The following is a 23,265-nucleotide window of genomic DNA, read 5'->3' as shown; positions in this document are numbered from 1 at the left end:
AAAAGGAGTTTTTTGATATGCCTTTATTAAAAAAAGTAGTTGGAGATGTAGAAGTTAGTAAAGATTTACTTTTGCTTTTAATTATAGGCGGTCTTTATGCCTTGGCTATTTCAATTTCCAATTCGTTTGTTAACATTTATCTGTGGAAACAATCAGGCGAATTTTCGGATCTCGCTATTTATAATTTAGCGGTAGTGGTGCTTCAGCCGCTTACGTTTATTTTAGCAGGTAAATGGGCCAAACGAATTGACCGGGTTGTGGTTTTAAGATTAGGTGTATCTTTTTTAGCTGTTTTTTATATCGCTGTATTAATCAGTGGAGCTAACGCAGCCCAGTATTTAGTATTGCTTGGCGGACTGCTGGGTATAGGATACGGCTTTTATTGGCTAGCTTTTAATGTGCTAACTTTTGAAATTACAGAACCTGATACAAGAGACTTTTTTAACGGATTTTTAGGGATCTTAAACTCTTTTGCAGGGATGATTGGTCCTTTAGGAGCGGGCTTTGTTATTTCCGCTTTGTATGAATCACTTGGGTATAAAATCGTGTTTGGTGTATCGCTGCTATTGTTTATCGGTGCCGTTGTGCTTAGTTTTTTTATTACAAGACGCGCAGCGGAAGGAGTATACAAATTTAAAGAAGTATGGGCTGAACGAAAAGTCAATAAAGACTGGAATCGAATATTGCAGGCTCATTTCTTTCAAGGGTTGCGTGAAGGTACGTTCATTTTTGTTGTATCCGTCATGGTATTTATTACGACGGGAAGTGAACTAGCTTTAGGAACATATGGACTGGTGAATTCAGCAGTTGCGTTTGTAGGATACTATGTTGCCTCAAGGTTTATTAAGCAAAAAAATCGCCTTCGATTTATCTTCGCAGGGGGCCTCCTTCTCTATGGAGCAGTCTTTTTGCTTATCTTTAACTTATCGTATCCAAAGTTAATTATATATGCTGTTTGTATTGCCATTGCTTATCCTATTTTGTTGGTTCCATTCATTTCTCTAACGTACGATGTGATTGGGCGAGCAAAAGACGTTGTTTCAAAAAGAATTGAATACATTGTTGTCAGAGAAGTATTTCTGAATATTGGACGCGTCGCTTCCATATCTTTATTTTTAATAGCTGTACTATTTTTTGATGAAGCAAAAAGTATTCCCATTTTATTAGCTATTGTTGGAGCAGGGCATACAATCATTTATTTTTGTGTGAGACATATCTCACAGCCTCTGCACAAAAAAGAAACGACTGTTACTCCTCCGGTATTAAATGAAGGAGACGGAGAGTCTCCAGCTTAGAGTATTGTGAGCTCCTTCATTTGTACTATGGAAAATGCTTCGCTTTTCTTTTAGAATAAATACGTTGTGTAAATAGGCACCTGCCAGGTGTCTATTTATTTGCTAAATAGCTGATTTTATGGTGTTATGGTATATATGTTTTATAAAGTGTAGGTGTTGGTATGAAAAAGAAAAAAAGAAGAAAAAGTCACGTGCCTTTTCGTGTGAACTTACTTTTCTTGACCGTATTTGCCCTATTTTCCGTATTAATTTTGCGGTTGGGACTTGTTCAAATTGTATACGGTGAGAATTACGAACGAGAAGTCGAAAAAACACAGGACGTTACGGTCAGTACGCCTGTTCCTCGAGGGAAAATGTACGATCGTTATAACCGCGTAATTGTAGATAATACCTCTTTAAATACAATTACATATACTCGTTTTCAAGGAAATACAGCTGAAGAAAGGCTGCGCATCGCTAAAAAGTTAGCCACTATGATCGATGTTCCTTACACCACAAATGTGATTGATATTCCGGAAAATAAAAAGAATAAAGATGCTAAGAATGTGGTAAAAATTACAGAACGCGATATGAAGGATTATTGGATTATGCTTCACCCTAAAGAAGCGGAACAGAAAATTACGCAAGCTGATCGCAAAAAAGTTCAAGTTGGTGAAATGACTGATGACGAACTGTATCAACGTCAGTTAGACCGCATCTCTAAAAAAGATTTAGAAAGTCTAAAGAGTGATTTAGAAGTTCTCGCTATTAAGCGCCAAATGGAGGCAGGTTACTCTAACACCCCGCAAATTGTTAAGAGCGGTGTGACAAATGAAGAGTATGCCGTTGTAAGTGAGCACTTAGATGAACTTCCAGGTGTTGATACAACAACGTACTGGGATCGCTCATACCCAGAAAACAGTACTCTTCGCACTTTGCTTGGAAATGTATCATCTGCCAACGAAGGACTGCCTAAAGATAAAGTACAGTATTACTTGTCAAGAGGCTATAGCCGAAATGACCAAGTTGGGACGAGCTATTTAGAGAAGCAATACGAAGCTCAGCTCAGCGGTCAAAAAGAAAAAGTCCAATATGTAACAGATAAAAAAGGAAATCTCCTTGATACAATTCAAGTGTCTAAAGGTGAACGCGGCAGTGATTTGGTTTTAACTATTGATATGGAGCTTCAAAAAGCGGTAGAAAAACAAATTACCGACCAGCTTTTAGCCAAAAAGCAAATGAAAGGAACGCAATTTTTAGACCGTGCTTTTGTTATTATGATGGATCCTCACACAGGAGAAATTTTAACAATGGCAGGTAAAAAATACACCATTGATAAGAAGACTGGAGCGCCTAAAATAGAAGATTTTGCATTAGGAAATATTTCAACATCTTATACAATGGGCTCTGTTGTAAAAGGAGCAACGGTTTTAGCCGGCTTAGATTCAGGAGCTATTAAGCCAAACACAGTGTTCGTTGATGAACCGTTAAAAATTAAAGGAACACCGGTTAAAAAATCAGCTGAGGCTGAAGGGCTAGGACCCTTAACGTATTCATCTGCGTTAAAATATTCATCCAACGTATTTATGTTTAAAACGGTAATGGCTATGGCTGGGTTACAGTATCATAAAAACATGACTTTACCGATTAAACCTGATACATTCAGCGAACTGCGTTCTTACTACAGTCAGTTCGGCTTAGGCGTATCAACAGGCATAGACCTTGATAACGAATCAACAGGTGTCCAAGGCGGAAGCGATGTTCCAGGTACGGCGCTTGATTTAGGAATTGGTCAGTATGATACGTACACGCCGCTGCAGCTTGTTCAATATACTTCTGCAATAGCTAATGGAGGGTATCGCATTAAGCCGCAGCTAGTAAAAGAAATCCGAAAACCAACGATTAAAACCGATGAAATTGGCGGTACGCAGCATTCATTTGAACCTGATGTGTTAAATCGTATCACGATGAAAGAAGAATACATTAAAGATGTTCAAAGTGGCTTTAAGCGCGTTACTCAAGAACAAGGCGGTACAGGGTATGCAGCTTTCCATACAGCGAACTATAATCCTGCTGGTAAATCAGGAACGGCACAAGCCTATGAGAAAAACCCAAGCGGAGGGGATCCGATTAAAGTTAATAATTCAAACTTTGTGGCCTTTGCTCCGGCGAATGATCCTGAAATTGCAGTAGCTGTAGTGGTACCATCGGCATTTGTGCCAAGTGCACCAAATACCATTACAAAAGAGCTTGCTCGTTCTGCGCTCGATACGTATTTTGATTTAAAGAAAAAAGGTGAACAAGAAGTAAAAGACCAAGAAGAGAATCAACAGGCTGTCATTGCAAACGACGCCAATTAAAGAGGCTGGAATAAAAGCATATTAGTTAAAGTAAGATCCGAACGAAGTTGATTAAGAATCAGCTTCGTTCGGATTTTTTTATTGGTAGAGTAAACGTAGATTTCGTGTAGGTAGGCCCTTTTAGCGATTGATTGGAGGGCAAGGTGAAGACTTCTGCAGGGAAAGCGAAGCGATGAGGAGGCTCACCGGCTGTCCGTGAAACGAAAATCAACAGCGGTATCGGAAGTAATTCATACTGGCTTATTAATCCAATCCACCCACCTTTAGATTGAATTAATTTAGTTATGTCTCTACCTCTTCTTTTTTTGTTAAAAATCTTTACATATATGGTTTTTTATTGAATTTAAGGGTCGTAAGAACTAGTTTTTTACCTAAAAAACACGCAGATAGACCTTCGTTTACAAAAGCTTTACATTGAGTTAAAACACAATTAATAGTCGGCTATTATTCTGTAAGTGTAAGGGTTAATAGAAATGATCAAAATAAGGGGAAGCGTTTCGGCTTCTCGTATTTATTTACACTGATAGTAAACAATAGATATTAAATAGACATAGAGAGACTTTTATTGTGCTCAAAACGGTTAAAGACGATGAAGGAGGATTATCCAATGGCAATAACAATGGAATTGACTAACAAAGAAAAAGTAGATACTCCGCAAACAAAAGAAATTGTATATAAAACAAAAGGTTTGAATTTATGGTATGGCAACACACATGCCTTAAAAAATATTGATTTAGACATTCATGCTAACGAAGTTACCGCGATCATCGGTCCATCAGGCTGCGGAAAATCAACATATATTAAAACGTTAAATCGTATGGTAGAAATGACTCCAATTGTCCGTACATCAGGTGAAATTGAGTATAGAGGGAAAAATATTTTTGATAAATCGTACCACGTGGAAGAGCTGCGCACGCAAGTAGGAATGGTTTTCCAAAAGCCAAATCCGTTCCCAAAATCTATTTATGATAATATTGCCTACGGCCCAAGAATTCATGGCGTTCGCAATAAGAAAAAACTAGATGAAATTGTTGAAAAAAGTTTACGAGGAGCAGCTATTTGGGACGAAGTTAAAGATCGTTTGAATCAAAATGCGAATGGGTTGTCAGGTGGACAACAGCAGCGTATCTGTATTGCGCGCTGCTTGGCTATTGAACCCGACGTTATTTTAATGGATGAGCCTACTTCTGCACTCGATCCAATTTCAACATTAAAAGTAGAAGAGTTAGTACAAGAATTAAAGAAAGACTTCAGCATTATTATTGTTACACATAATATGCAGCAAGCGGCACGTATTTCAGATAAAACAGCATTTTTCTTAAATGGAGAAGTGGTAGAGTACGCAGAAACAGATAAAATCTTCTCAATGCCATCTGATAAACGCACAGAAGATTATATTACAGGTCGTTTCGGTTAAGACATACAAGGAGATGGGATGAGTGGTTGTACGCGAAAAGTTTCATGGTGATTTAAAGATATTACGTGAAAAATTATTAGAAATAGGGCGTTTAACGCATGAGGCGCTATCAAAATCAATTGAAGCGTTGCAAACAAGCAATGTTGAGCTGGCGCTAGAAATTATCGACGGCGATTCATACGTAGATGACTTAGAAGAAGAAATTAATGACCTAGCTATCTTACTGATTGCAAAGCAGCAGCCCGTGGCTATCGATTTAAGACGTATCATTGTGGCAATTAAAATTGCTTCGGATGTTGAGCGTATGGCAGATTTTGCGGTTAACGTAGCAAAATCAGCTATACGAATTGGAAACGAAGAATTAATTAAGCCGTTAGAACATGTAAAGAAAATGCACGATATTTCGATTGAAATGTTGAGCCTTTCGTTAAAAGCTTATCACGAGGAAGATCTTGTGCTGGCTAAAAAAGTAGCGGAAATGGACGATCAAGTGGATGAGCTTTACGGAATAACAATCAAAGAACTTTTAAGTCTTGCTAAAGAAAAGCAGGAGGCTATGAACCAAATTACGCAGCTTTTATTTGTAGCCCGCTATTTAGAGCGTATGGCTGATCATACCACTAACGTAGCAGAAAGCGTATTTTACCTTGTAAAAGGCAAACGCTACGACTTAAACGAATAGTAGAAAAACCTCTTCTAATAAGCGAAGAGGTTTTTTTGTTAGTAAATTATAATTACTACGTTAACCTGAATTTTTAACACAAATCGACAAATTGCGTTTATTGTGGCAACTTTTTCTGAATGGTAAGATGTTAATAAGTTTATACGGCATTTATATGTAGAAAAAACATTCTAAGAAACGAAGTGATAAAACAGTGGCTGCTAATCTTATTCAAAACTTAAATGTGTGTATAGCTACTCAGCTTGACTCATCTCGTATTTATGTTCATTGGTCGTTTTCTGAGCATATTCGAGAGATGGTAGAAAGTATGTTTTCGACACGATGGGAAGAATTGAATCTAGCTATGTGTACGTATGATATAACAGGTCTTCATTTTAACGGACATGAATCAAACCGCTATTATATGAAAGGCCTTACTCCTAAGCAAGACTTCATGTTTATGAACAGCTTGGAAAGTGAGCGCACGTATGTAATAGATATTGGCATTCAAGATAAAGAAGGAAGTTTTTTTTCCCTTCTTCGTTCGAATCCGGTTTATTTGATGAAAGAACAACATGAACAAGTGAATGTAACTTCGTTGAGCTGGATGTACGAACCTGTAAAAGTTCACCAGGGTGTTCAAAATGAATTTAGCACATATTCCTTATATTCAAATGACTTGGAGCAGGTGAAAAAGCAATATGAATAGTGATGACTGTATTCTTTTAACTTATATGCATTATCCCTTGCTACATGTATTTCAAGCAGAGAGCGAGTATCCGCTGTTTGAACAAGTAACGAACGAGTTCATCCCTTTTTTAGATCAAATTGAGTCTAAGAAATTGATAGGTGCAACAGCTGTGATGTCTTGTGTATTTTTGAACGCATTAAACGACGAGGCGTTTAACACTCGTTACGCGCGGTATTTACACCAGTTTTCAAGCCGGCAGCATCAGAGAGCACTCACTTTTTTAAAAAAGTGGAAAGGGAGCTTGTTCTCAGCCTGCAAATATTTCTTTCAACATGACATGATGGAATGTATTCCTACTACCGTAACGAACGCGTTCGTTTCCATCCTTAAAACCGAACAAACATTAAATCTCCAAATTACAGAAGCAATACGTGTTTTTCAACAGTTTTTTGAAAAAAAGCCCGTCGGTTTTTTTATACAGCAAGGAGAATATACTCATCAAGTAGATATGCTCCTAAAATCTCATGAAATACGCTATACCTTTGTGAAGTCATCAACAGATGAACTAAAAAAGTCGCCTGCTGGCATTATCTTGTTTCCATATCCCAAGCAAGGAAAACAAATTGAGGAAGGAACCATGAATAAAGCGAGCGCTGTTTTGGATTTGAAAGCTAAGGACACGCTTGGCTTTCAGCGAATGCAAGCAGCAAGGGGTACATTTCAATATCCTTTAGACTACGCGAGGGATATACAGTTTCACCAAAACGAAACTCTTGCACTCTACGGTGCAACAAAAAGCGCCGAATTTGTCAGTCAGAACAATCAATTGTTTATTTCAACTGTACAGAAGTCAGAGGCAATGCTAGATGTTATCGATTCTAAACATCCTAGCGTGGTGAATGCTATCTACCGACAGTGGCTTCTTTTAAGCAGCAGCGATTGGCTTTATAACTTTGAAAAAGTCAGAGATGAATACGAAAGGCAAGTAAAACTATTTGATTTTCTTTGTCACGAAAAGAATCCAAGGATGGATAGCGAAAACAGTTTTCTTTCAGGCAGTTCTTTTTTATATTCTACAAAAGAGATAGAGCCGGCAGCTTTATCAGTAAATCAATATAAAGGCGGTCTCTCCATTTTAATGCTTGCATGGGAATTCCCTCCTCTAGTTATCGGAGGACTTGCACGACATGTATTTGATTTATCCAGAGCGTTAGCAAAGGCGGGCCATCACGTTAGTGTATTAACAACATATGTAGAGGGGCTGCCGGAATATGAGCGGTTATACGGTGTTCATGTTTACCGAGTTAAAAGCCTGCAGCCTCATCATCCGGATTTTTTGACATGGGTAAACAGTTTGAACGTGGCTATGGCTCTTAGAGGACTGCAATTAGGCTACAAGCTGTCTTTTGACGTTATTCATGCTCATGACTGGCTTGTTGCCTCCGCTGCAAAATGTTTAGCGGATAAAACGGATAGACCGCTAATTACGACCATTCATGCGACAGAACATGGGCGCAATAATGGTATTCATAATGACATGCAGCAGAAAATTCACTTGCAAGAAGAGGAGCTGATTCGACAATCAAGCTCAATTATTGTCTGCAGTGACTATATGAAGAAAGAATTAATCACTTTATTTCACGTAGAACAAGATAAAATTGCTATATTTCCAAATGGAATTGACAAGCAGCTGGTAGTCGACGCAGTAAATGAGCGGTTAAAAGAAAGTTTACAAAAGAAATATAATTTTAGAAAGGCCCCTATTATTTTTTCAATTGGACGAATTGTATATGAAAAAGGATTTCAGCTATTTATTGAAGCAGCGGAACTATTTAAGAAAAAACAAATAGATGTTCAATTCGTTGTGGCGGGAAAAGGACCTTTACTTCATGAGTTTCGAACACAGGTAAGTGAAAAGCAATTGGACAAATACGTGTATTTTATTGGATACATTACCGATAACGAACGAAATCAGCTTCTTCAAGCTTGCAAAATGGTTGTTTTTCCAAGTCTATATGAACCTTTTGGAATTGTGGCTTTAGAGGGGATGGTAGCCAAGAAGCCAACTATCGTTGCCGATACAGGAGGTCTAAGCGATATTGTTTCACATTTCGACACGGGCCTGACGTTTGCCCGAGGAGATACGCTCGAATTAATTAACTGTATTGAATTTTTGTTAAAAAATGAAAAAACGGCTGCGAAAATCAGCGAAAATGGGTATAGAAAAGCAACAACTATGTTTAGCTGGGAAAAAATCGCTATTGATACAAGTAAGCTGTTTCAACATCACATTTGCCAGGATAAAAAAAGGAGGGAGGCAAAAAATTGAAAGCCATTATACTTGCTGGCGGTAAAGGAACAAGACTGCAGCCCTTGACCTATACGATTCCAAAGCCTATGCTGCCGCTTTACGATAAACCTGTGATGGAATATAGCATTGAGCTGCTTAAGAAACATGGAATTACAGAGATTGGGATTACGCTGCAGTATAGGCATGAACAAATTATTGAATACTTTGGGGATGGCTCTCAGTGGGGAGTGACGCTTACTTATTTTATCGAAAAAGAGCCTCTTGGAACGGCGGGGGGAATTAAGCGAGCAGAGGCCTTTATTGAGGAAGACTGTATTATTATTAGTGGAGATGCCTTAACAGAAATTAATCTTCAAGACGTTATTCATTTTCATTATGAACAAAAAAGCGAAATGACCATTGTTACAAAAGAAGTAAACGACGTGCGGGGTTATGGAGTGGTGACGATAGATGAAGGGCATCGAGTCACCGAGTTTGTAGAGAAACCGACCTACGAACAGGCCAATAGCCGATTGATTAATACGGGAGTGTATGTGATCAAAAAATCCGTTTTTGATTACGTGAATTCTTATGGTCCTACAGATTTTAGCTTTGACATTATCCCGCTTCTTTTGGAATATAATCATACTGTGTGCAGTTTTGTAACGGAAGATTATTGGATTGATATTGGGCAAATCCACCATTATCGTCAAGCACACTATGATTTGTGGAGCAAGTGGTTTGGCAATAGACAGGAAAGTATTGTCTCAGATGACGCGCTCATAGAAGAAGGGGTGACTGTTTACGATCCGGTTTACGTAGGAGAAAATGTGGTGATTAAAAAAGGTGCTTCAATTGGTCCTTACACGATTATTGGAACCAATAGCATCATAGAAGCACATGCTGCAATCGATAAAACGATTTTGCTTCAAAACGTAACGGTGGGGGCAGAATCGTTTTTATACAACGCTACGATAGGTCCCTATGTAAATGTTCAAGCAATGACTACGTATGTCCAAGATACAGTAGCTGAAAATCAAGTGCTACCCCAACTTTCTGTAAAGCCAGATGTTTCTATCTTCAAAAACGGTCGCTTGTATGTACATTCATCTGTTGATCGAGAAAGACTATACAATGCGTTATTACTTGTATGCAAACATCAAGGGTCGTTCTGTCTAGCAAGCGATGATGAAGGAGAAGCCACTCAGCTTCGCAAAGAATGCTTTTCTTTTTTACGAAGTAATCATTCAGCTGTGTATGATATTAAAAAAGAAGCTCTTCCGGTATTTCGATATTACATGATGACTTCACAAGCGAGCATTGGTATTTATATTGGTGTGGATAGCAAAAACAGCAGCCTGTTTTTAGAAATATATGATGATAAAGGGCAATTAGTTAATCAGCTTATTGAAAAAAAGATTGAGCGGATGTACCTTCAAGCTAAAAAAGCAAGCGTAACGACTTCTGTTTCATTTAAAGAAACAAGCATAGGAAATATCAGGAGAGAATATTGTGATGCTTTAGTAAAATCAATTAATCAGCATGCTTTATTAGAAGACAATATGCGGATTGGCGTGATCTGTTCGCCGTTTATACAGGAAGTTGTCGAATTATTATGTAAGCGTCTTCGTGTCCACGTTTTATTTTTAAACAAATGGGAGAAAACAGAAGAACCCAAACGAATAATTAAACGAAATAAGCTGTCTTTTTGTATTCAGATTAAAGAAGATGGAGAAACATTTGCTCTATATGATGAAAAAGGCTGCAGCGTAAATGACTCAGAAATTATGTCGCTTTATATTTATAGCGTATACATGACAAAAAAAGTAGCATTCGTTCCTATTCCTATACACTATTCATCCACACTAGAAACATTTGCTCAATCTCTCAATCAATCATTTATGAGGACAAAAGCAAAAAAACGTGATTTGCTTAGTCTTTTAGGGCCTGTTCAATTTCAGTTGGATGCCATGTACGCTTTATGCCAGCTGATCGAATTAATTATGGTGCAACAGCGGAAAATTTCTGAAATGATTCAATATGTCCCGCACGCTTATATGAACTGGCGGTATATTTCATGTCCGCTAGAAATTCAAGAACAAGTGATGAAGAAACTATTAGAAGAAGCAATCGGTAAACAAGTGTATGTCATTGATGGCTTGAAAATTTATCATGATCCTCATGAATGGACGCTTATTTTGCCCGATGGTCACTTGCCTGTATTAAATATTTATTCCGAGGCGTTAAACACTCAGACTGCCAAGAAGCTGTCGGCATATTTTGTAGAAAAAATACAAGAGTATCAAAGAGTGTAAATAATGGATTTTATTTAAAAGAAAGGAAGTGCGCCTCTCGTAAAAAGAGTTCCGTTTATTTCAAGAAACTTCATATATAAGATGCAGCAGAGAAGGAACTCAGGGCTCTAAGAGGAAAGAAAAAGTGAAGAAATGAAATTAAATGACTTTCTTCAAAAAAACAGACTGGCATTTCCTTTCGAAAAATGATATTATATTAAAGTCTGATTTATGTTTATAATGTTTGGAGGGAAAATAGATGCGCGTAAACGTTACATTAGCTTGCACTGAAACTGGTGACCGTAATTACATTACAACTAAAAACAAGCGTAATAACCCAGATCGTCTTGAGTTAAAAAAATACAGCCCAAGACTTAAAAAAGTTACACTTCATCGTGAAACAAAGTAAGCAGTAGGAGTACAATCCTGCTGTTTTTTTTATAGGGGGAATTAAAATGAAATCTCATCTGCGCAAAGAGATGAAGGGCGTTCTTAATTTAATTTCTGAAGAGCAGCACGAGGCACATTCAACAAGCATAGCAAATGCACTGTATGAAACTTGTTTATGGAAAGAAGCTAGAGTCATTGCAGCTACAGTTTCAAGAAATAAAGAAGTTAATACGAAAGCCATCATTGAACGTGCTTGGAAAGATGGAAAGAAAGTAGCTGTTCCAAAATGCAACCCCACAACATCTCAAATGGTTTTCTACGAGATTACGAATTTTTCACAGCTTGAAACAGTGTACTACGGGTTAGCCGAACCAATTGTTGAAGAAACTGTTCCCGTTTCAAAATCTTCAATTGATTTACTCCTTGTGCCTGGCGTGGTATATAGCAAAAATGGATATCGTATCGGCTATGGAGGCGGCTATTACGATCGTTATCTAACAGATTATACCGGACAGAAGCTAAGCCTCGCGTTTGATTGTCAAGTCGTTTCAGAGGTCCCATATGAATCTCATGATATTCCCGTTGAATATATTTTGACAGAGAAGGAGCTTATTTGCTGTGAATCCGTTTGATGCTGTCATGATAATTGTAATATTACTCATGGCAGGAGCAGGCTACATAGCAAAAGCACTGACAGTATCGGGAGCCTGCATGTCTTTCATCGTAGGAGCGAGCGTTTATATTGGTTTTTCGCTTCAAGGTTTTTTACTCTTACTCTTATTTTTTAGCACTTCTACGTTGTGTAGTAAGTACAAAAAAGAAAAAAAACGCGCACTAGAAGAAAAGCTAGAGAAACACGACAGGCGAGATTATATTCAAGTCCTTGCTAATGGAGGTGTAGCTGCTGCTTGCGGTTTGTTATATGCTGCAACAGCTTTTCCTGTTTACATGTGGATGTTTATGATCAGTATCTCAGCTGCTAATGCGGACACATGGGCATCTGAAATAGGATCTCTTAGTAAGAAGCCGCCGTTTTACCTTTGGACATTAAAGAGAGTAGAAGCGGGTACCTCAGGAGCCGTTTCACTTTTAGGTACAGCAGCCGGAGCAGCCGGAGCTTTTCTTATCGCTGCCGCTTGTTATTTTGCTTTTCCATCCGCATCGCTGAGTAGTATATTGCTAGTCGGGTGCTTTGGTTTTATTGGAAACGCTATAGACACTCTTCTTGGAGCAAGTGTGCAAGTTCGCTTTCGCTGTCAAAGCTGCGGTATTGAAACGGAACGGAAAGATCATTGCCGTAAGCCAACGATAAAAGAGAAAGGAATAACTTTCTTTAACAATGATGTTGTAAATCTTGCCGCTATTTTGCTTGCTGCTTTTACAGGCGGAATCCTTATCCTGTTTTTACCTATATAAGAGCATAAAATGTTCGTCATAGGAGCAAAGTAAACGTAAGGAGGCTTGAAAATGAGACATATTGTATTAGTACTTACGCTTTTAGTTGTTGGAACGCTGGGCTATCAAATGAGATACCGTGTTTTAAATTCGCTGTTTGGAAATTCATTTATCCGCAGTCTAGCTGTTCGTTCATTTTTTAATTTGCCGTTTGTTCGGGATCGTTTAATGAAGCAGGTCTTCCGCTAAGAGCGAAAGATACATAAAAAACACCTTACCGACCTGTAAGGTGTTTTTTTGTAGAAAAAGAAAAAGGGAAAATCGTTGCTTTTTTCCTGGCTTTCTGCCATCTTTACATATAGAGAGTATGAGGAGGTGACTATTTGTCTAGGCAAGATTTTTATTATTTGCAGCTGGCACAGCAATTGCTTGGCCATTCTTCATATGAGCTGATTTCGATGAAAGCTGATGCTTCTGAGCTATGGTTTCAATCGTCGCATCGTAAAGATAAGTCAATTGTCCGCATAGTCCGCCGGAATTTTAAATCAGCCGTTGAGCAGCAAAAAGATGTATTGTATGCATTACAAAGAGCTGAGAATGTGCGAAAGCAGAGAGGTAAATCAACGCTTACTCTTAACACGATTTACTTTGCTGATTTTGATCCTTTTTATACAGAGCAGTCCTTAGAAAGTGCGCCGAGTCCCTCTAAAGTGAATAGTTACGTTGAACAACTAACGGCAGAGAAAGCAAGCGCTTATGAACCTTTATTCGAACGGCTAGGTCTTACATTAGAAAGCGCAGACAATTTCTCTTCCGAAGAAGAAGCACAGCGAATAGAGAAGTGGAAACATAAAATTGTGCTTTTTGTACAGAAAAAACAAAGCGAAGAACAGCAAATAGCTGGATACGGGAAGCCTATTTTTACATATATATTTTTAGCGCTGCAAATCTTAATGTTTCTATTTCTGGAGTGGAAGAGCAGTACACAAAATACGCTCACTCTGATTCAATACGGAGCTAAATACAACCCCTTAATTATGGAAGGCGAATGGTGGCGTTTTTTTACACCTATAATTTTGCATATAGGACTTCTGCATTTGCTTATGAATAGTGTAGCCCTTTATTATTTAGGAACGCTTGTAGAGAGGATATATGGCAGCGGACGTTTTGTCTTTATTTATATATTTGCCGGGTTTGCAGGATCTCTAGGAAGTTTTATATGGAATACGTCCATTTCCGCAGGAGCCTCAGGGGCTATTTTCGGTTGCTTTGGAGCTTTACTGTTTATAGCAAGAACAAATCCACGCTTCTTTTTTCGAACAATGGGGTCGAGTTTTATTGTCATCATTGTGATTAACTTGATTTTTGGATTTGTTGCGCCGAACGTCGATAATGCAGGACATATTGGCGGTTTGGTTGGCGGATTTTTAGCTGCGAGCATCGTCAGTTTACCGAAACAAAAAAAGCTGTATATTCAGATTCCGGCTTTCATTTGCACGCTTTTATTAGTAGGAAGTCTGCTTTTTTATGGATATCATGAGCGTTCTGTTTATCAAGATGAGCCCTATGCACTCAGCGTAGCGGCTACGTATCTTCAACAGAAGCAGTATGAAGAAGCAAAAGATGCCATTAAGCTTTTTGTTGAAAAAGGAACAGCAAATAGTAACGTGTATTTCGTCAGTGCTAACGCAGAATTTTATCTTGAAAATTATAAAAAAGCTAAACAGCAATTAAATCAGGCTGTAAAGTATGATTCAACTTTTCATGAGGCGTATTACAATTTAGCTCTGGTGAATATGAAACTGAATGATATTCCAGCGGCCACACAAAATATCGATAAAGCAATTGCGCTGGAACCGCAAAATGAAAAATACGAAAAGCTGAAGCAAGAGATAGGAAATTAAAACTGTTGAATGACGAATTTAATATTTTATACTTTACTATTGTGAGAACGTTTACTAGAATATTAATATGTAGACCTAGCAGTGGGCGTTAAATACGGCCGCTGTTTATGACTGAATGACTGTTGAGTTATCTCAAAATAAATGAATCATATCACCTAGAAAATAGGATAAAGGTGACAGAATGAATACGTTATATGATGTACAACAATTATTAAAGTCCTTCGGCATTTTTATATACGTGGGCGATCGTATTGCTGATTTAGAGCTGATGGAAGCGGAAGTAAAAGAGTTATATCAGTCTAACTTGATTGATGTACGTGATTACCAAATGGCAATTCTTTTGCTTCGTCGAGAGTTAAAACAACAAAAAGAGAAAAAGGATGAATGAACATGGATGACAAATGGTTAGTTGGAGTTGATTTAGGCGGTACAACAATAAAAATGGCCTTTATTAATCATTATGGAGAAATCATTCACAAGTGGGAAATTAATACGGATGTGAGCGAGCAAGGCCGTAAAATTCCAACGGATATTGCAAAAGCAATTGATAAAAAGTTAAACGATCTTGGAGAAGTAAAATCAAGGTTAGTAGGAATTGGTATTGGTGCACCGGGGCCTGTCAACTTTGCAAACGGTTCGATTGAAGTAGCTGTCAATTTAGGTTGGGAAAAATTCCCTATTAAAGATATCTTGGAAGTAGAAACTTCTCTTCCTGTTGTAGTAGACAATGATGCAAACATTGCAGCGATTGGAGAAATGTGGAAGGGTGCTGGAGACGGAGCAAAAGATTTACTTTGCGTTACGCTTGGCACAGGCGTTGGCGGTGGCGTCATTGCAAACGGTGAAATTGTACAAGGCGTAAATGGAGCCGCTGGTGAGATCGGGCACATTACTTCTATTCCTGAAGGCGGGGCACCGTGTAACTGCGGCAAAACCGGCTGTTTAGAAACCATTGCTTCAGCAACTGGAATTGTACGTTTAACAATGGAAGAATTAACGGAAACGGACAAACCAAGTGAGCTTCGCACAGTGTTAGAACAAAATGGACAAGTTACATCTAAAGATGTATTTGATGCAGCTCGTTCAAAAGACGAGTTAGCTATGCATGTTGTAGATAAAGTTGCTTTTCATTTAGGTCTAGCACTAGCAAACTCTGCTAATGCATTAAACCCTGAGAAGATCGTTCTAGGCGGCGGTGTGTCTCGTGCAGGCGAGGTATTACTTGCACCGGTAAGAGATTATTTCAAACGTTTTGCATTTCCTCGCGTAGCGCAAGGTGCTGAACTAGCAATCGCTACTTTAGGAAACGATGCGGGAATCATTGGAGGAGCTTGGTTAGTTAAATCTTATTTTGAATAATAAGCAAGAATCTAACTGAGATAAAAAAGCGCTTTGACATTTAGTCAAAGCGCTTTTTTATCATGCATCTTTTCAATCTTTACATATACATAGTGTAAAGGAGTGAAGATTATGCAAATTGTAGATATCCAAAAGCCCTACGATTACACGCGAACAATACAAGATATCCAAACACTTTTAACGTACTATCCCTATGGTGCTCTTGAATGGATAGGGTGCAGCGTGCTTGGAAAGCCGATTCCTCATATTTTAATTGGAAACGGAGAAAGAAAAGTTCATATTAATGCGTCTTTTCATGCCAATGAATGGATTACGACAAATGTTCTTCTACAGTTTGTTGAAGATTATTTAGCTGCTCTTCATTATGATCAGGCGTTGAATGGTCAGGAAGCAAGAACTCTTTTTAATCAAATTACGCTTTCTGCGGTTCCAATTGTTAATCCAGACGGAGTAGATCTGGTCTTAAAAGGTCCTGCTGTAAGTGAACCTTATGCGTCTTTTCTTTCTAAAATAGGGAGAGATTTTCCTGATTTTCAAAGCTGGAAAGCAAATATCCGAGGGGTAGACTTAAACAATCAGTTTCCAGCTTATTGGGAAATTGAAAAAAAGCGCAAAGAACCTAAAGCTCCGCATTATCGGGACTTTCCAGGCTATGAATCTCTGTCTGAACCTGAAGCGCAGGCAATGGTAAAACTCGTTGAGCGTCATGATTTTGATTGTGTGATCGCTTTACATACCCAAGGAGAAGAATTTTACTGGGGGTATATGAATGAAGAGCCGAAGGAAGCGGAGGAAATAGCCAGTTATTTTGAAAGGGTAAGCGGTTATAAAGCAGTCAAAACGATTGATAGTCACGCTGGATTTAAGGATTGGTTTATTTTAGAAAAGAAAAAGCTAGGGTTCACTTTAGAACTGGGGAAAGGAATTAATCCGCTTCCTTTATCTCAAATATCGCGCGTATATAATCCGACCAAGGCTATTTTAGTTGCGGCAATGGAATATCTATCTATTTGAAAAGCCACGCAAAGCATATGCTTTGCGTGGCTTTTTTAATGATGTACCGCCGGATAACCGTGATGTATAATGGTCATCACGGTAAACCATCCGAACACACCGAATGTTAGTACCGAAAAACCAATGCCTAATATGTTTTTATTTCTAAAAGATGAAATAGCTGCAAATACGCCTAGCAATGTTGTTAGTGCAAAAATAATCATAAGACCCACTCGAAGAAACCTCCTTTAGGCAACTTAAAATTAAAGCGCTATCATTAGCTTATCCCTTTAATTGTAAAACTTTTCTAACCGTTTGTCGAGATGAAAACCAATCTTTCTTTCGCCTTATTAGCTTAGAAAGGTCCTTACTTTCATTTATAAGATGATGTGTGTATGATAATGCATATAACGAAAATAAATTTTACAAGGAGGATACATTATGAACTATCATCGTATACCGCTAGGACCGATTCAAACGAATTGTTATGTCGTGGCTAACGAAAAAAAAGAGTGTTTAGTTTTTGACCCGGGAGCTCAGGGAAAACAGCTCGTTGAATTTCTAGAAAAACAAACGTATAAACCGTTGGCTATTTTGCTGACACACGCTCATTTTGATCACATTGGAGGAGTAGATGAAGTGATGAATCACTACTCTATCCCGCTTTATGTACATAAAAATGAAAAAGAATGGCTTCATAATAGTGATTTAAACGGTTCGAAATTTTTTGATTTAGGAGAAATTACGGCTCCAGATGCAACCGATATTATTTCAGTCGAAGGCAATTTAACAATTGGCTCATTCCAATTTGAGGTGTACGAAACGCCTGGCCATTCTCCTGGCAGCGTTTCATATTATTTCAAACCGGGTAACTTCGTAGTATCTGGTGACGCGCTTTTTGCAGGCGGCATTGGACGCACAGATTTACCTGGAGGCAATCAAGCTCAGCTGTTAGAAAGCATCGAATCAAAATTGCTGTCCCTTCCAGAAGATACGCTTGTACTAAGCGGTCACGGACCTGAAACAACTGTGGGACACGAAATGGATCAAAATCCTTTTCTAAATGGTTTTTAAGAATACAAAAAGCGATGGAAGCCCATCGCTTTTCTCTTTACTGTCCTGGTGTCATCATAAAAGTTGACCAGTACGTGAACCCCACAAAAAAGACGGTCAAATATGCTCCGAAAACGTAAATGTACATTCTTTCAGACAGCTTTAAATAACTAAGAATTACAAAAAAGCCTGTTTGAGCTAAAAAGAGTAAAGAAGTCTTATGCATGTGACCGAGGTAAAACATTACAGTGAAAATTGCTGTCCAGAACCCCATTACACGGTACATTCGTTCCACGTCCATTTCCTCCTTTATCAAACTTAGTTAGTGTCATGATGAATGTCATCGCTGTGTAAGCACTAGAAAGCACTTATGAAACTATATCGATACTTTTCCATTATAATACATCCTTTCTTTCCTGAAAACGCTATCTTTTCCTTGAAATACGACAGAAGAAAAAAAGTTATACAAAACATGTGCAAAATACTATACAAAAGTTATACAAAACGTGTACAATGTATATAAACAACCTACAACTAAAAAACGGGAGGGTTTCATATGGAAGAAATTAAATTTTATACGTATCCGAGCTGTACATCTTGTCGTAAAACGAAAAAATGGCTAGTGAAGGAAGATGTAAATTTTAAAGAGCGTCATTTATTTAGAGAAACACCTACTCATAAAGAAATGCTTGAACTTCTTTCTATGACAACAGAAGGGATGGATGAACTTCTTGCTAAAAGAAGTCAAGAATATAAAAAGTTAAATGTTGATGTGGATAGCATGACGCTATCAGAAGTAGTCAATCTATTAATTGAACATCCTCGTTTGCTTCGCCGACCAATTTTAACAGATGGCAAAAAGCTTGTAGTAGGCTATAACGAATCTGCTCTTAAAAATTTAGTCAAGAAAAAAACAAGTCTTACTTCTCTAGTTGTGTAAGCGTACATGATGAAGAAGTTCAATTCAGTAAATAACGAATAAAACGACAGCGTAGAGTTTTACATCACGTTGTCTTTTTTATGTAATCGTTTAGAGGTGTACAGAAGTTGTACATCTTGTACAAGGATTGAAGCGAAGAAAAGAAGCGTATACTAAAAAAATTATAAAAAATGAAAAAAAAAGGAGGGAAATCTCGAAAAAGGTCGAAATTACTGTTTCTAGATGTTTTACCAATCATCTTGATTACAAATAAAGGAGTGATGATCGTTTGACCGAAATTGAACAGTTTGCAACTTACATTATACGAGATGCATGTGAGTGCCGAAGTTCTGATGTGCATATTGTGCCCCGAAAGAAAGATGCTGTGATTCAGCTGCGAATTGACCAAGAGCTTATTTTAAAGAGGGTTATTTCAAAGGAAATGTCTGAACGGCTCATTTCGCATTTTAAATTTTTAGGGGGAATGGATATTGGCGAACGAAGAAAACCTCAAAATGGTGCATTGACCACTTCCATTGATCACTATCAAGTAAATTTACGTTTATCAACTCTTCCTACTTCTCATGATGAAAGTCTTGTTATTCGGCTTTTGCCTCATCAACAATCTACATCTCTCAAACATTTATCTCTTTTTCCTGAACATACTAAAAAGCTTATTTCTCTCTTGAAATTCTCTCATGGATTAATTATTTTTACCGGTCCTACAGGATCAGGTAAAACCACTACTCTATATACTCTTTTACACGAAGTAAAGCATCTTTTTAATCGAAATGTTATTACACTAGAAGACCCTATTGAAAAACCGAGTGAAACCGTGCTTCAAGTACAGGTAAATGAACGGGCGGGGATTACGTACACGACTGGTTTAAAAGCTATATTGCGCCATGACCCAGACATTATCATGGTGGGAGAAATAAGAGATAGTGAGACTGCCAAAATTGCTGTGAGAGCAGCGCTTACCGGACACTTGGTTTTGACAACGATGCATACTAAAGATACAAAAGGATCTTTGTACAGGCTGCTTGAATTTGGCGTTAGCTTTCAAGAAATGGAACAGACTCTTGTAGCAGTAGCTGCACAGCGCCTTGTAGAAATTCGCTGTCCGCTGTGTTCCGGAAAATGCCATCCCGCTTGTAAAAAAATGAGAAAGCATCGTCAGTCCAGCATATACGAATTGCTTTATGGCAAGGAGCTTAGCGCAGTGATGAGAGAAGTGAAAGGAGAAAATGCGGATTATGATTATAAGACGCTCCGAGATGTTATTCTAAAAGGAATCGCGCTAGGCTATTTATATCCGCATTCGCTAGACGGATGGGGGTAAAGACAAATAGACAAAAAAGGTGGTCTCTTGCTCAGCAAGCGAAAATTCTTAAGCAGGTCTCTAAGCTCTTAGAAAAAGGCTACACTCTTTCTCAAGCTCTTTCGTTTTTGACGTTTCAAGTATCTAACAAAGAAAAAACGGATATTGAAAAATGTCTTGAGCAGTTAAAACGAGGAGAATCTTTGCACGATGCTTTTGTTAAACTTCAGTTTCACCGTGATATTTTAAGCTATTTATATTTTGCGGAGCAGCATGGAAACCTTCAATTTGCTTTAAAAGAAAGCAGCTCAATGATTGAAGAAAAAGTCAGGCATCGTAAAAAATTTCAAAAGCTTGTTCAATATCCCGTATTGCTACTGCTGTTTATTCTGTCCATTTTATTTGTTTTAAGTACGGTTTTACTTCCACAGTTTGAAGCTCTGTACTTATCCTTTGGAAACAAGCAGTCTTCGTTTATCCTCTTATTTATGCAGGCGATGTCGTTCTTTCCTTTTGTGTTACCTGCAGTCATCAGTATGCCAATCATCCTGTATTTGTTTTATGTGATTTACATTAAAAAATTGCCTCCAGTAGTTCAAATGCAGCTCTTTATGAGAGTTCCCGTTATCCGAACGTTCACACGGCTATTTAACTCGTACTTTTTTTCTGTTCATATGAGCAATTTACTAAATGGTGGTTTATCTATTTATGAATGCTTTGCTCTTTTTCAAAAGCAAGAGCATCATCCGTTTTTTCAAGTGGAAGCTTTTGCTTTTACAGATCAACTTTCCTCAGGAATGCGATTAGATCATATCGTTTCAGGTAAATCTCATTATGAAAAAGACTTGGCTCATGTTATTGTTCATGGCCAGCAGAACGGTGAGCTTTCTCAAGAACTGTATGATTACAGTCTATTTATGATGGAAAGAATGGAACAGTTTATTTTTCGTATTTTAAAATATGTACAGCCGCTTACATTCTTATTCATCGGAATTGTCATTCTGCTTATGTATATGTCCGTTATGCTTCCGATGTTAGAAGTGATGTCGAGCTTGTAGAAAGGTGAAAGAATATGATTCTAAAAGGTAATAAAGGATTTACCCTTATTGAAATGCTCATTGTTATGCTCGTTATTACCGTGCTTTTGCTCATTATGATTCCAAATGTATTAAAGCATAATACGGTTATTAACAACAAAGGCTGCTCAGCTCTTGTCAAAACCGTAGAGGCTGAGGTACAAGTATACGAACTTGAAAATGGCGAAAAACCAAGTCTAGAAGAGCTTGAAGCAGGGGGCTACTTAAAAGAAGGCACCGTGTGTCCAAATGGCCAAGCTATTCAAATTGACGGTACCGGAAAGGTTACAGCTAGTGGTTCTTCTTAAGCAAAAAGGATTTACCCTCATTGAGATGCTGATGGTTTTATTTATTGTGCAAGTGATGATGTTTTCCGTTATCGTAGCCATTCGGCCGCTTGTGGAATATTACAAAATCACATTATTCTTGCGACAGCTGCAAAGCGACACGTTTTATGTGCAGCAGACAGCCATGAACCGAGAATCTCCAATTAAAATTAACTTCGCATCGAAGGGAACAGAATATATTATTTCTGATTCTCGTGCCGTTCTTTATAAGCGCGCCTATGACTCCACCATTCATATTACGTTTGGAAGCGGCAATTCCACGATACAATACAACAAAAACGGCAATATTTCTCAAGCGAAGACCATTTTTATCAGCAATCAAAAATTTAAATATAAAGTTACTTTTCAAATAGGCAGAGGGCGTTTTTATGTGGACAAGATGTAAGGGTCAGCAGGGCTACACCTTGTTAGAAATGCTTGTTTCATTTAGTATGCTTTTACTCCTAACCGGTACAATTATTCCTTTGTATGTTCAGATGAAGGAAGCAGAAAAGAAGCAATATGTTTCGTATCAAGCTGATGCTATCTTGCACGAAGAGCTATTGAAATATAAATATGAAGCAGGATATAAACGGCGAGAAAAAATCGTAAAAGAAAACGTTGCGTTTTATCTGAAGTGGGACGGAGAAAGTGCTCAAAAGCTTTGTGTAGAATGGACAGATTCCGCTGAGAAAATGAAAAAGAAGTGTGATGTGATGTTGAAGTGAAAAGGGAAAAAGGTTTTACGCTTGTAGAGATGCTAGTCAGTTTTACTCTTTTTTTGATCATTGTTTCCTTTTTCCCCATTATCATTCCGCTAGCTAAGCAAACATATAATCCGGACTTTAGTATGAATGAAATGGAGTGGGAAATCTTTGTAAATCAACTTGCTATGGAATATCGAGAAGCAAAAGAAGTGGGAATTCATGCGACTACGCTTACGTTGAAAATGGAAAATAATCAGATCATCACTTATGAACGCTACGAAGACAAGATAAGAAGACGAGTGGATGAAAGCGGTCATGAAGTTGTGCTGCAGCACATTAAGAATATTATGTACGAACAGCAAAAAGAAAGGCTGTTGATTCGTTCAACAGACGGTGTTAACAAAGTTAGAGAAGAAACCATTACGACGTTTTTGATGCTTGCTCATGAAACATAATGAGCAAGGATTTATTCTCCCGGTTGTTTTGGCATTTTGTGCGCTTTTTCTTCTGTTAGTAGCTCAGCAAACCACTTATTTTGTGACGAAAAGTTCATTTTATCAAGAAGTAGAGCAGAAAAATCGTCTGCAGCATCTTTTAGAAAACGCGGTTGTACATGTAAAAAAAGAAATAAAAGAACATAATAAATCTCCATTTGCACCTTTAGTATTAGAAACTGGTACGGTTTCATACGAAGTAGTAAGTGAAGATGAACAGATGATTATCCTAAAAATAAAGTGTCAAACATTGCAAGGAAGAGCATTGACGGAAACGGCATATATTCAAAAAAAGGATCAGCACATTGTGAAGTGGACGGATTAAGTCTCTTTCTCTCCGG

Annotated in this window: 26 protein-coding genes; 24 read left to right on the top strand and 2 right to left on the bottom strand. The window is 37.9% G+C overall.

The window, feature by feature from the left end:
* The first annotated feature begins 17 nt into the window (after window positions 1–17).
* From ACFX40_RS10175 to ACFX40_RS10105, 15 genes are all read left to right on the top strand, one after another.
* Complete coding sequence (locus ACFX40_RS10175; protein WP_028410632.1) at window positions 18–1,295, top strand: MFS transporter; 1,278 nt, start codon at window positions 18–20, stop codon at window positions 1,293–1,295.
* 161 nt (window positions 1,296–1,456) lie between these two features.
* A complete protein-coding gene (locus tag ACFX40_RS10170; RefSeq protein WP_377254876.1) occupies window positions 1,457–3,634 on the top strand; it encodes a peptidoglycan D,D-transpeptidase FtsI family protein in 2,178 nt (725 codons plus the stop codon).
* A 619-nt stretch (window positions 3,635–4,253) separates the two neighbouring features.
* Entirely contained in the window at window positions 4,254–5,051 is a 798-nt protein-coding gene (pstB, locus tag ACFX40_RS10165) for a phosphate ABC transporter ATP-binding protein PstB (RefSeq protein ID WP_371264484.1), read from the top strand.
* Window positions 5,052–5,073: 22 nt separating this feature from the next.
* On the top strand, window positions 5,074–5,733 hold the full coding sequence (phoU, locus tag ACFX40_RS10160; protein WP_013059193.1) for a phosphate signaling complex protein PhoU: 660 nt from the start codon (window positions 5,074–5,076) through the stop codon (window positions 5,731–5,733).
* A 193-nt stretch (window positions 5,734–5,926) separates the two neighbouring features.
* Window positions 5,927–6,421 (top strand): DUF4912 domain-containing protein, encoded by a 495-nt coding sequence (locus ACFX40_RS10155; protein WP_028410635.1) that lies wholly within the window; start codon window positions 5,927–5,929, stop codon window positions 6,419–6,421.
* Window positions 6,414–8,732 carry a glycosyltransferase gene (locus ACFX40_RS10150; protein WP_377254873.1) on the top strand — a complete coding sequence of 773 codons (2,319 nt, stop codon included), beginning with the start codon at window positions 6,414–6,416 and terminating at the stop codon, window positions 8,730–8,732. Before ACFX40_RS10155 ends, ACFX40_RS10150 begins: the two co-directional genes overlap by 8 nt.
* The gene (locus tag ACFX40_RS10145) at window positions 8,729–11,008 is read left to right on the top strand and encodes a sugar phosphate nucleotidyltransferase (protein WP_028410637.1); all 2,280 of its coding nucleotides are present in this window, start codon (window positions 8,729–8,731) and stop codon (window positions 11,006–11,008) included. The genes ACFX40_RS10150 and ACFX40_RS10145 overlap by 4 nt, the downstream gene beginning before the upstream one ends.
* A gap of 238 nt (window positions 11,009–11,246) precedes the next feature.
* On the top strand, window positions 11,247–11,396 hold the full coding sequence (rpmG, locus tag ACFX40_RS10140) for a 50S ribosomal protein L33 (RefSeq protein WP_013059189.1): 150 nt from the start codon (window positions 11,247–11,249) through the stop codon (window positions 11,394–11,396).
* Between the two features lie 46 nt (window positions 11,397–11,442).
* Window positions 11,443–12,009 carry a 5-formyltetrahydrofolate cyclo-ligase gene (locus ACFX40_RS10135; RefSeq protein WP_028410638.1) on the top strand — a complete coding sequence of 189 codons (567 nt, stop codon included), beginning with the start codon at window positions 11,443–11,445 and terminating at the stop codon, window positions 12,007–12,009.
* On the top strand, window positions 11,996–12,793 hold the full coding sequence (locus ACFX40_RS10130; RefSeq protein WP_377254870.1) for a DUF92 domain-containing protein: 798 nt from the start codon (window positions 11,996–11,998) through the stop codon (window positions 12,791–12,793). The genes ACFX40_RS10135 and ACFX40_RS10130 overlap by 14 nt, the downstream gene beginning before the upstream one ends.
* 51 nt (window positions 12,794–12,844) lie before the next feature.
* Window positions 12,845–13,021, top strand: coding sequence for a hypothetical protein (locus ACFX40_RS10125; RefSeq protein ID WP_013059186.1), 177 nt, complete (start codon window positions 12,845–12,847; stop codon window positions 13,019–13,021).
* A 134-nt stretch (window positions 13,022–13,155) separates the two neighbouring features.
* Window positions 13,156–14,676, top strand: coding sequence for a rhomboid family protein (locus ACFX40_RS10120; protein ID WP_098331857.1), 1,521 nt, complete (start codon window positions 13,156–13,158; stop codon window positions 14,674–14,676).
* Window positions 14,677–14,857: 181 nt separating this feature from the next.
* A complete protein-coding gene (locus ACFX40_RS10115) occupies window positions 14,858–15,064 on the top strand; it encodes a YqgQ family protein (RefSeq protein WP_013059184.1) in 207 nt (68 codons plus the stop codon).
* Window positions 15,065–15,066: 2 nt separating this feature from the next.
* Window positions 15,067–16,035, top strand: a complete 969-nt coding sequence (locus ACFX40_RS10110) for an ROK family glucokinase (RefSeq protein WP_013059183.1) — start codon at window positions 15,067–15,069, stop codon at window positions 16,033–16,035.
* A gap of 111 nt (window positions 16,036–16,146) precedes the next feature.
* Window positions 16,147–17,049 (top strand): M14 family metallopeptidase, encoded by a 903-nt coding sequence (locus ACFX40_RS10105; protein ID WP_028410641.1) that lies wholly within the window; start codon window positions 16,147–16,149, stop codon window positions 17,047–17,049.
* Between the two features lie 35 nt (window positions 17,050–17,084).
* Here the strand turns inward: ACFX40_RS10105 and ACFX40_RS10100 are convergent, their stop codons facing one another.
* Window positions 17,085–17,261 (bottom strand): DUF2759 domain-containing protein, encoded by a 177-nt coding sequence (locus tag ACFX40_RS10100; protein ID WP_013059181.1) that lies wholly within the window; start codon window positions 17,259–17,261, stop codon window positions 17,085–17,087.
* A 208-nt stretch (window positions 17,262–17,469) separates the two neighbouring features.
* On the opposite strand from ACFX40_RS10100, the gene ACFX40_RS10095 reads away from it, so the two are divergent.
* A complete protein-coding gene (locus ACFX40_RS10095; protein ID WP_028410642.1) occupies window positions 17,470–18,102 on the top strand; it encodes an MBL fold metallo-hydrolase in 633 nt (210 codons plus the stop codon).
* Window positions 18,103–18,139: 37 nt separating this feature from the next.
* Here ACFX40_RS10095 and ACFX40_RS10090 read toward each other — a convergent pair whose 3' ends face one another.
* Window positions 18,140–18,376, bottom strand: coding sequence for a DUF2626 domain-containing protein (locus ACFX40_RS10090; RefSeq protein WP_013059179.1), 237 nt, complete (start codon window positions 18,374–18,376; stop codon window positions 18,140–18,142).
* A gap of 261 nt (window positions 18,377–18,637) precedes the next feature.
* On the opposite strand from ACFX40_RS10090, the gene ACFX40_RS10085 reads away from it, so the two are divergent.
* From ACFX40_RS10085 to comGG, 8 genes are all read left to right on the top strand, one after another.
* Complete coding sequence (locus ACFX40_RS10085) at window positions 18,638–19,021, top strand: Spx/MgsR family RNA polymerase-binding regulatory protein (protein WP_098333370.1); 384 nt, start codon at window positions 18,638–18,640, stop codon at window positions 19,019–19,021.
* Window positions 19,022–19,289: 268 nt separating this feature from the next.
* Window positions 19,290–20,342, top strand: coding sequence for a competence type IV pilus ATPase ComGA (gene comGA, locus ACFX40_RS10080; RefSeq protein ID WP_013059177.1), 1,053 nt, complete (start codon window positions 19,290–19,292; stop codon window positions 20,340–20,342).
* Window positions 20,333–21,379: a competence type IV pilus assembly protein ComGB gene (gene comGB, locus ACFX40_RS10075; protein ID WP_028410643.1), complete on the top strand. Its 1,047-nt coding sequence runs from the start codon at window positions 20,333–20,335 to the stop codon at window positions 21,377–21,379. Before comGA ends, comGB begins: the two co-directional genes overlap by 10 nt.
* A 14-nt stretch (window positions 21,380–21,393) precedes the next feature.
* Window positions 21,394–21,705 (top strand): competence type IV pilus major pilin ComGC, encoded by a 312-nt coding sequence (gene comGC, locus ACFX40_RS10070; RefSeq protein WP_016765560.1) that lies wholly within the window; start codon window positions 21,394–21,396, stop codon window positions 21,703–21,705.
* Complete coding sequence (gene comGD / locus ACFX40_RS10065; RefSeq protein ID WP_377254867.1) at window positions 21,647–22,129, top strand: competence type IV pilus minor pilin ComGD; 483 nt, start codon at window positions 21,647–21,649, stop codon at window positions 22,127–22,129. Before comGC ends, comGD begins: the two co-directional genes overlap by 59 nt.
* On the top strand, window positions 22,113–22,451 hold the full coding sequence (locus ACFX40_RS10060) for a type II secretion system protein (RefSeq protein WP_028410645.1): 339 nt from the start codon (window positions 22,113–22,115) through the stop codon (window positions 22,449–22,451). The genes comGD and ACFX40_RS10060 overlap by 17 nt, the downstream gene beginning before the upstream one ends.
* Window positions 22,448–22,885, top strand: coding sequence for a competence type IV pilus minor pilin ComGF (gene comGF, locus ACFX40_RS10055; RefSeq protein ID WP_013059172.1), 438 nt, complete (start codon window positions 22,448–22,450; stop codon window positions 22,883–22,885). Before ACFX40_RS10060 ends, comGF begins: the two co-directional genes overlap by 4 nt.
* The gene (gene comGG / locus ACFX40_RS10050) at window positions 22,875–23,249 is read left to right on the top strand and encodes a competence type IV pilus minor pilin ComGG (protein ID WP_028410646.1); all 375 of its coding nucleotides are present in this window, start codon (window positions 22,875–22,877) and stop codon (window positions 23,247–23,249) included. Before comGF ends, comGG begins: the two co-directional genes overlap by 11 nt.
* Window positions 23,250–23,265 lie beyond the last annotated feature (16 nt).

It is taken from the genome of Priestia sp. YIM B13552, from assembly GCF_042787775.1.
In the GTDB taxonomy this organism is placed as follows: Bacteria; Bacillota; Bacilli; order Bacillales; family Bacillaceae_H; genus Priestia; species Priestia megaterium_E.
This window is presented reverse-complemented; position numbering and strand designations above follow the sequence as displayed.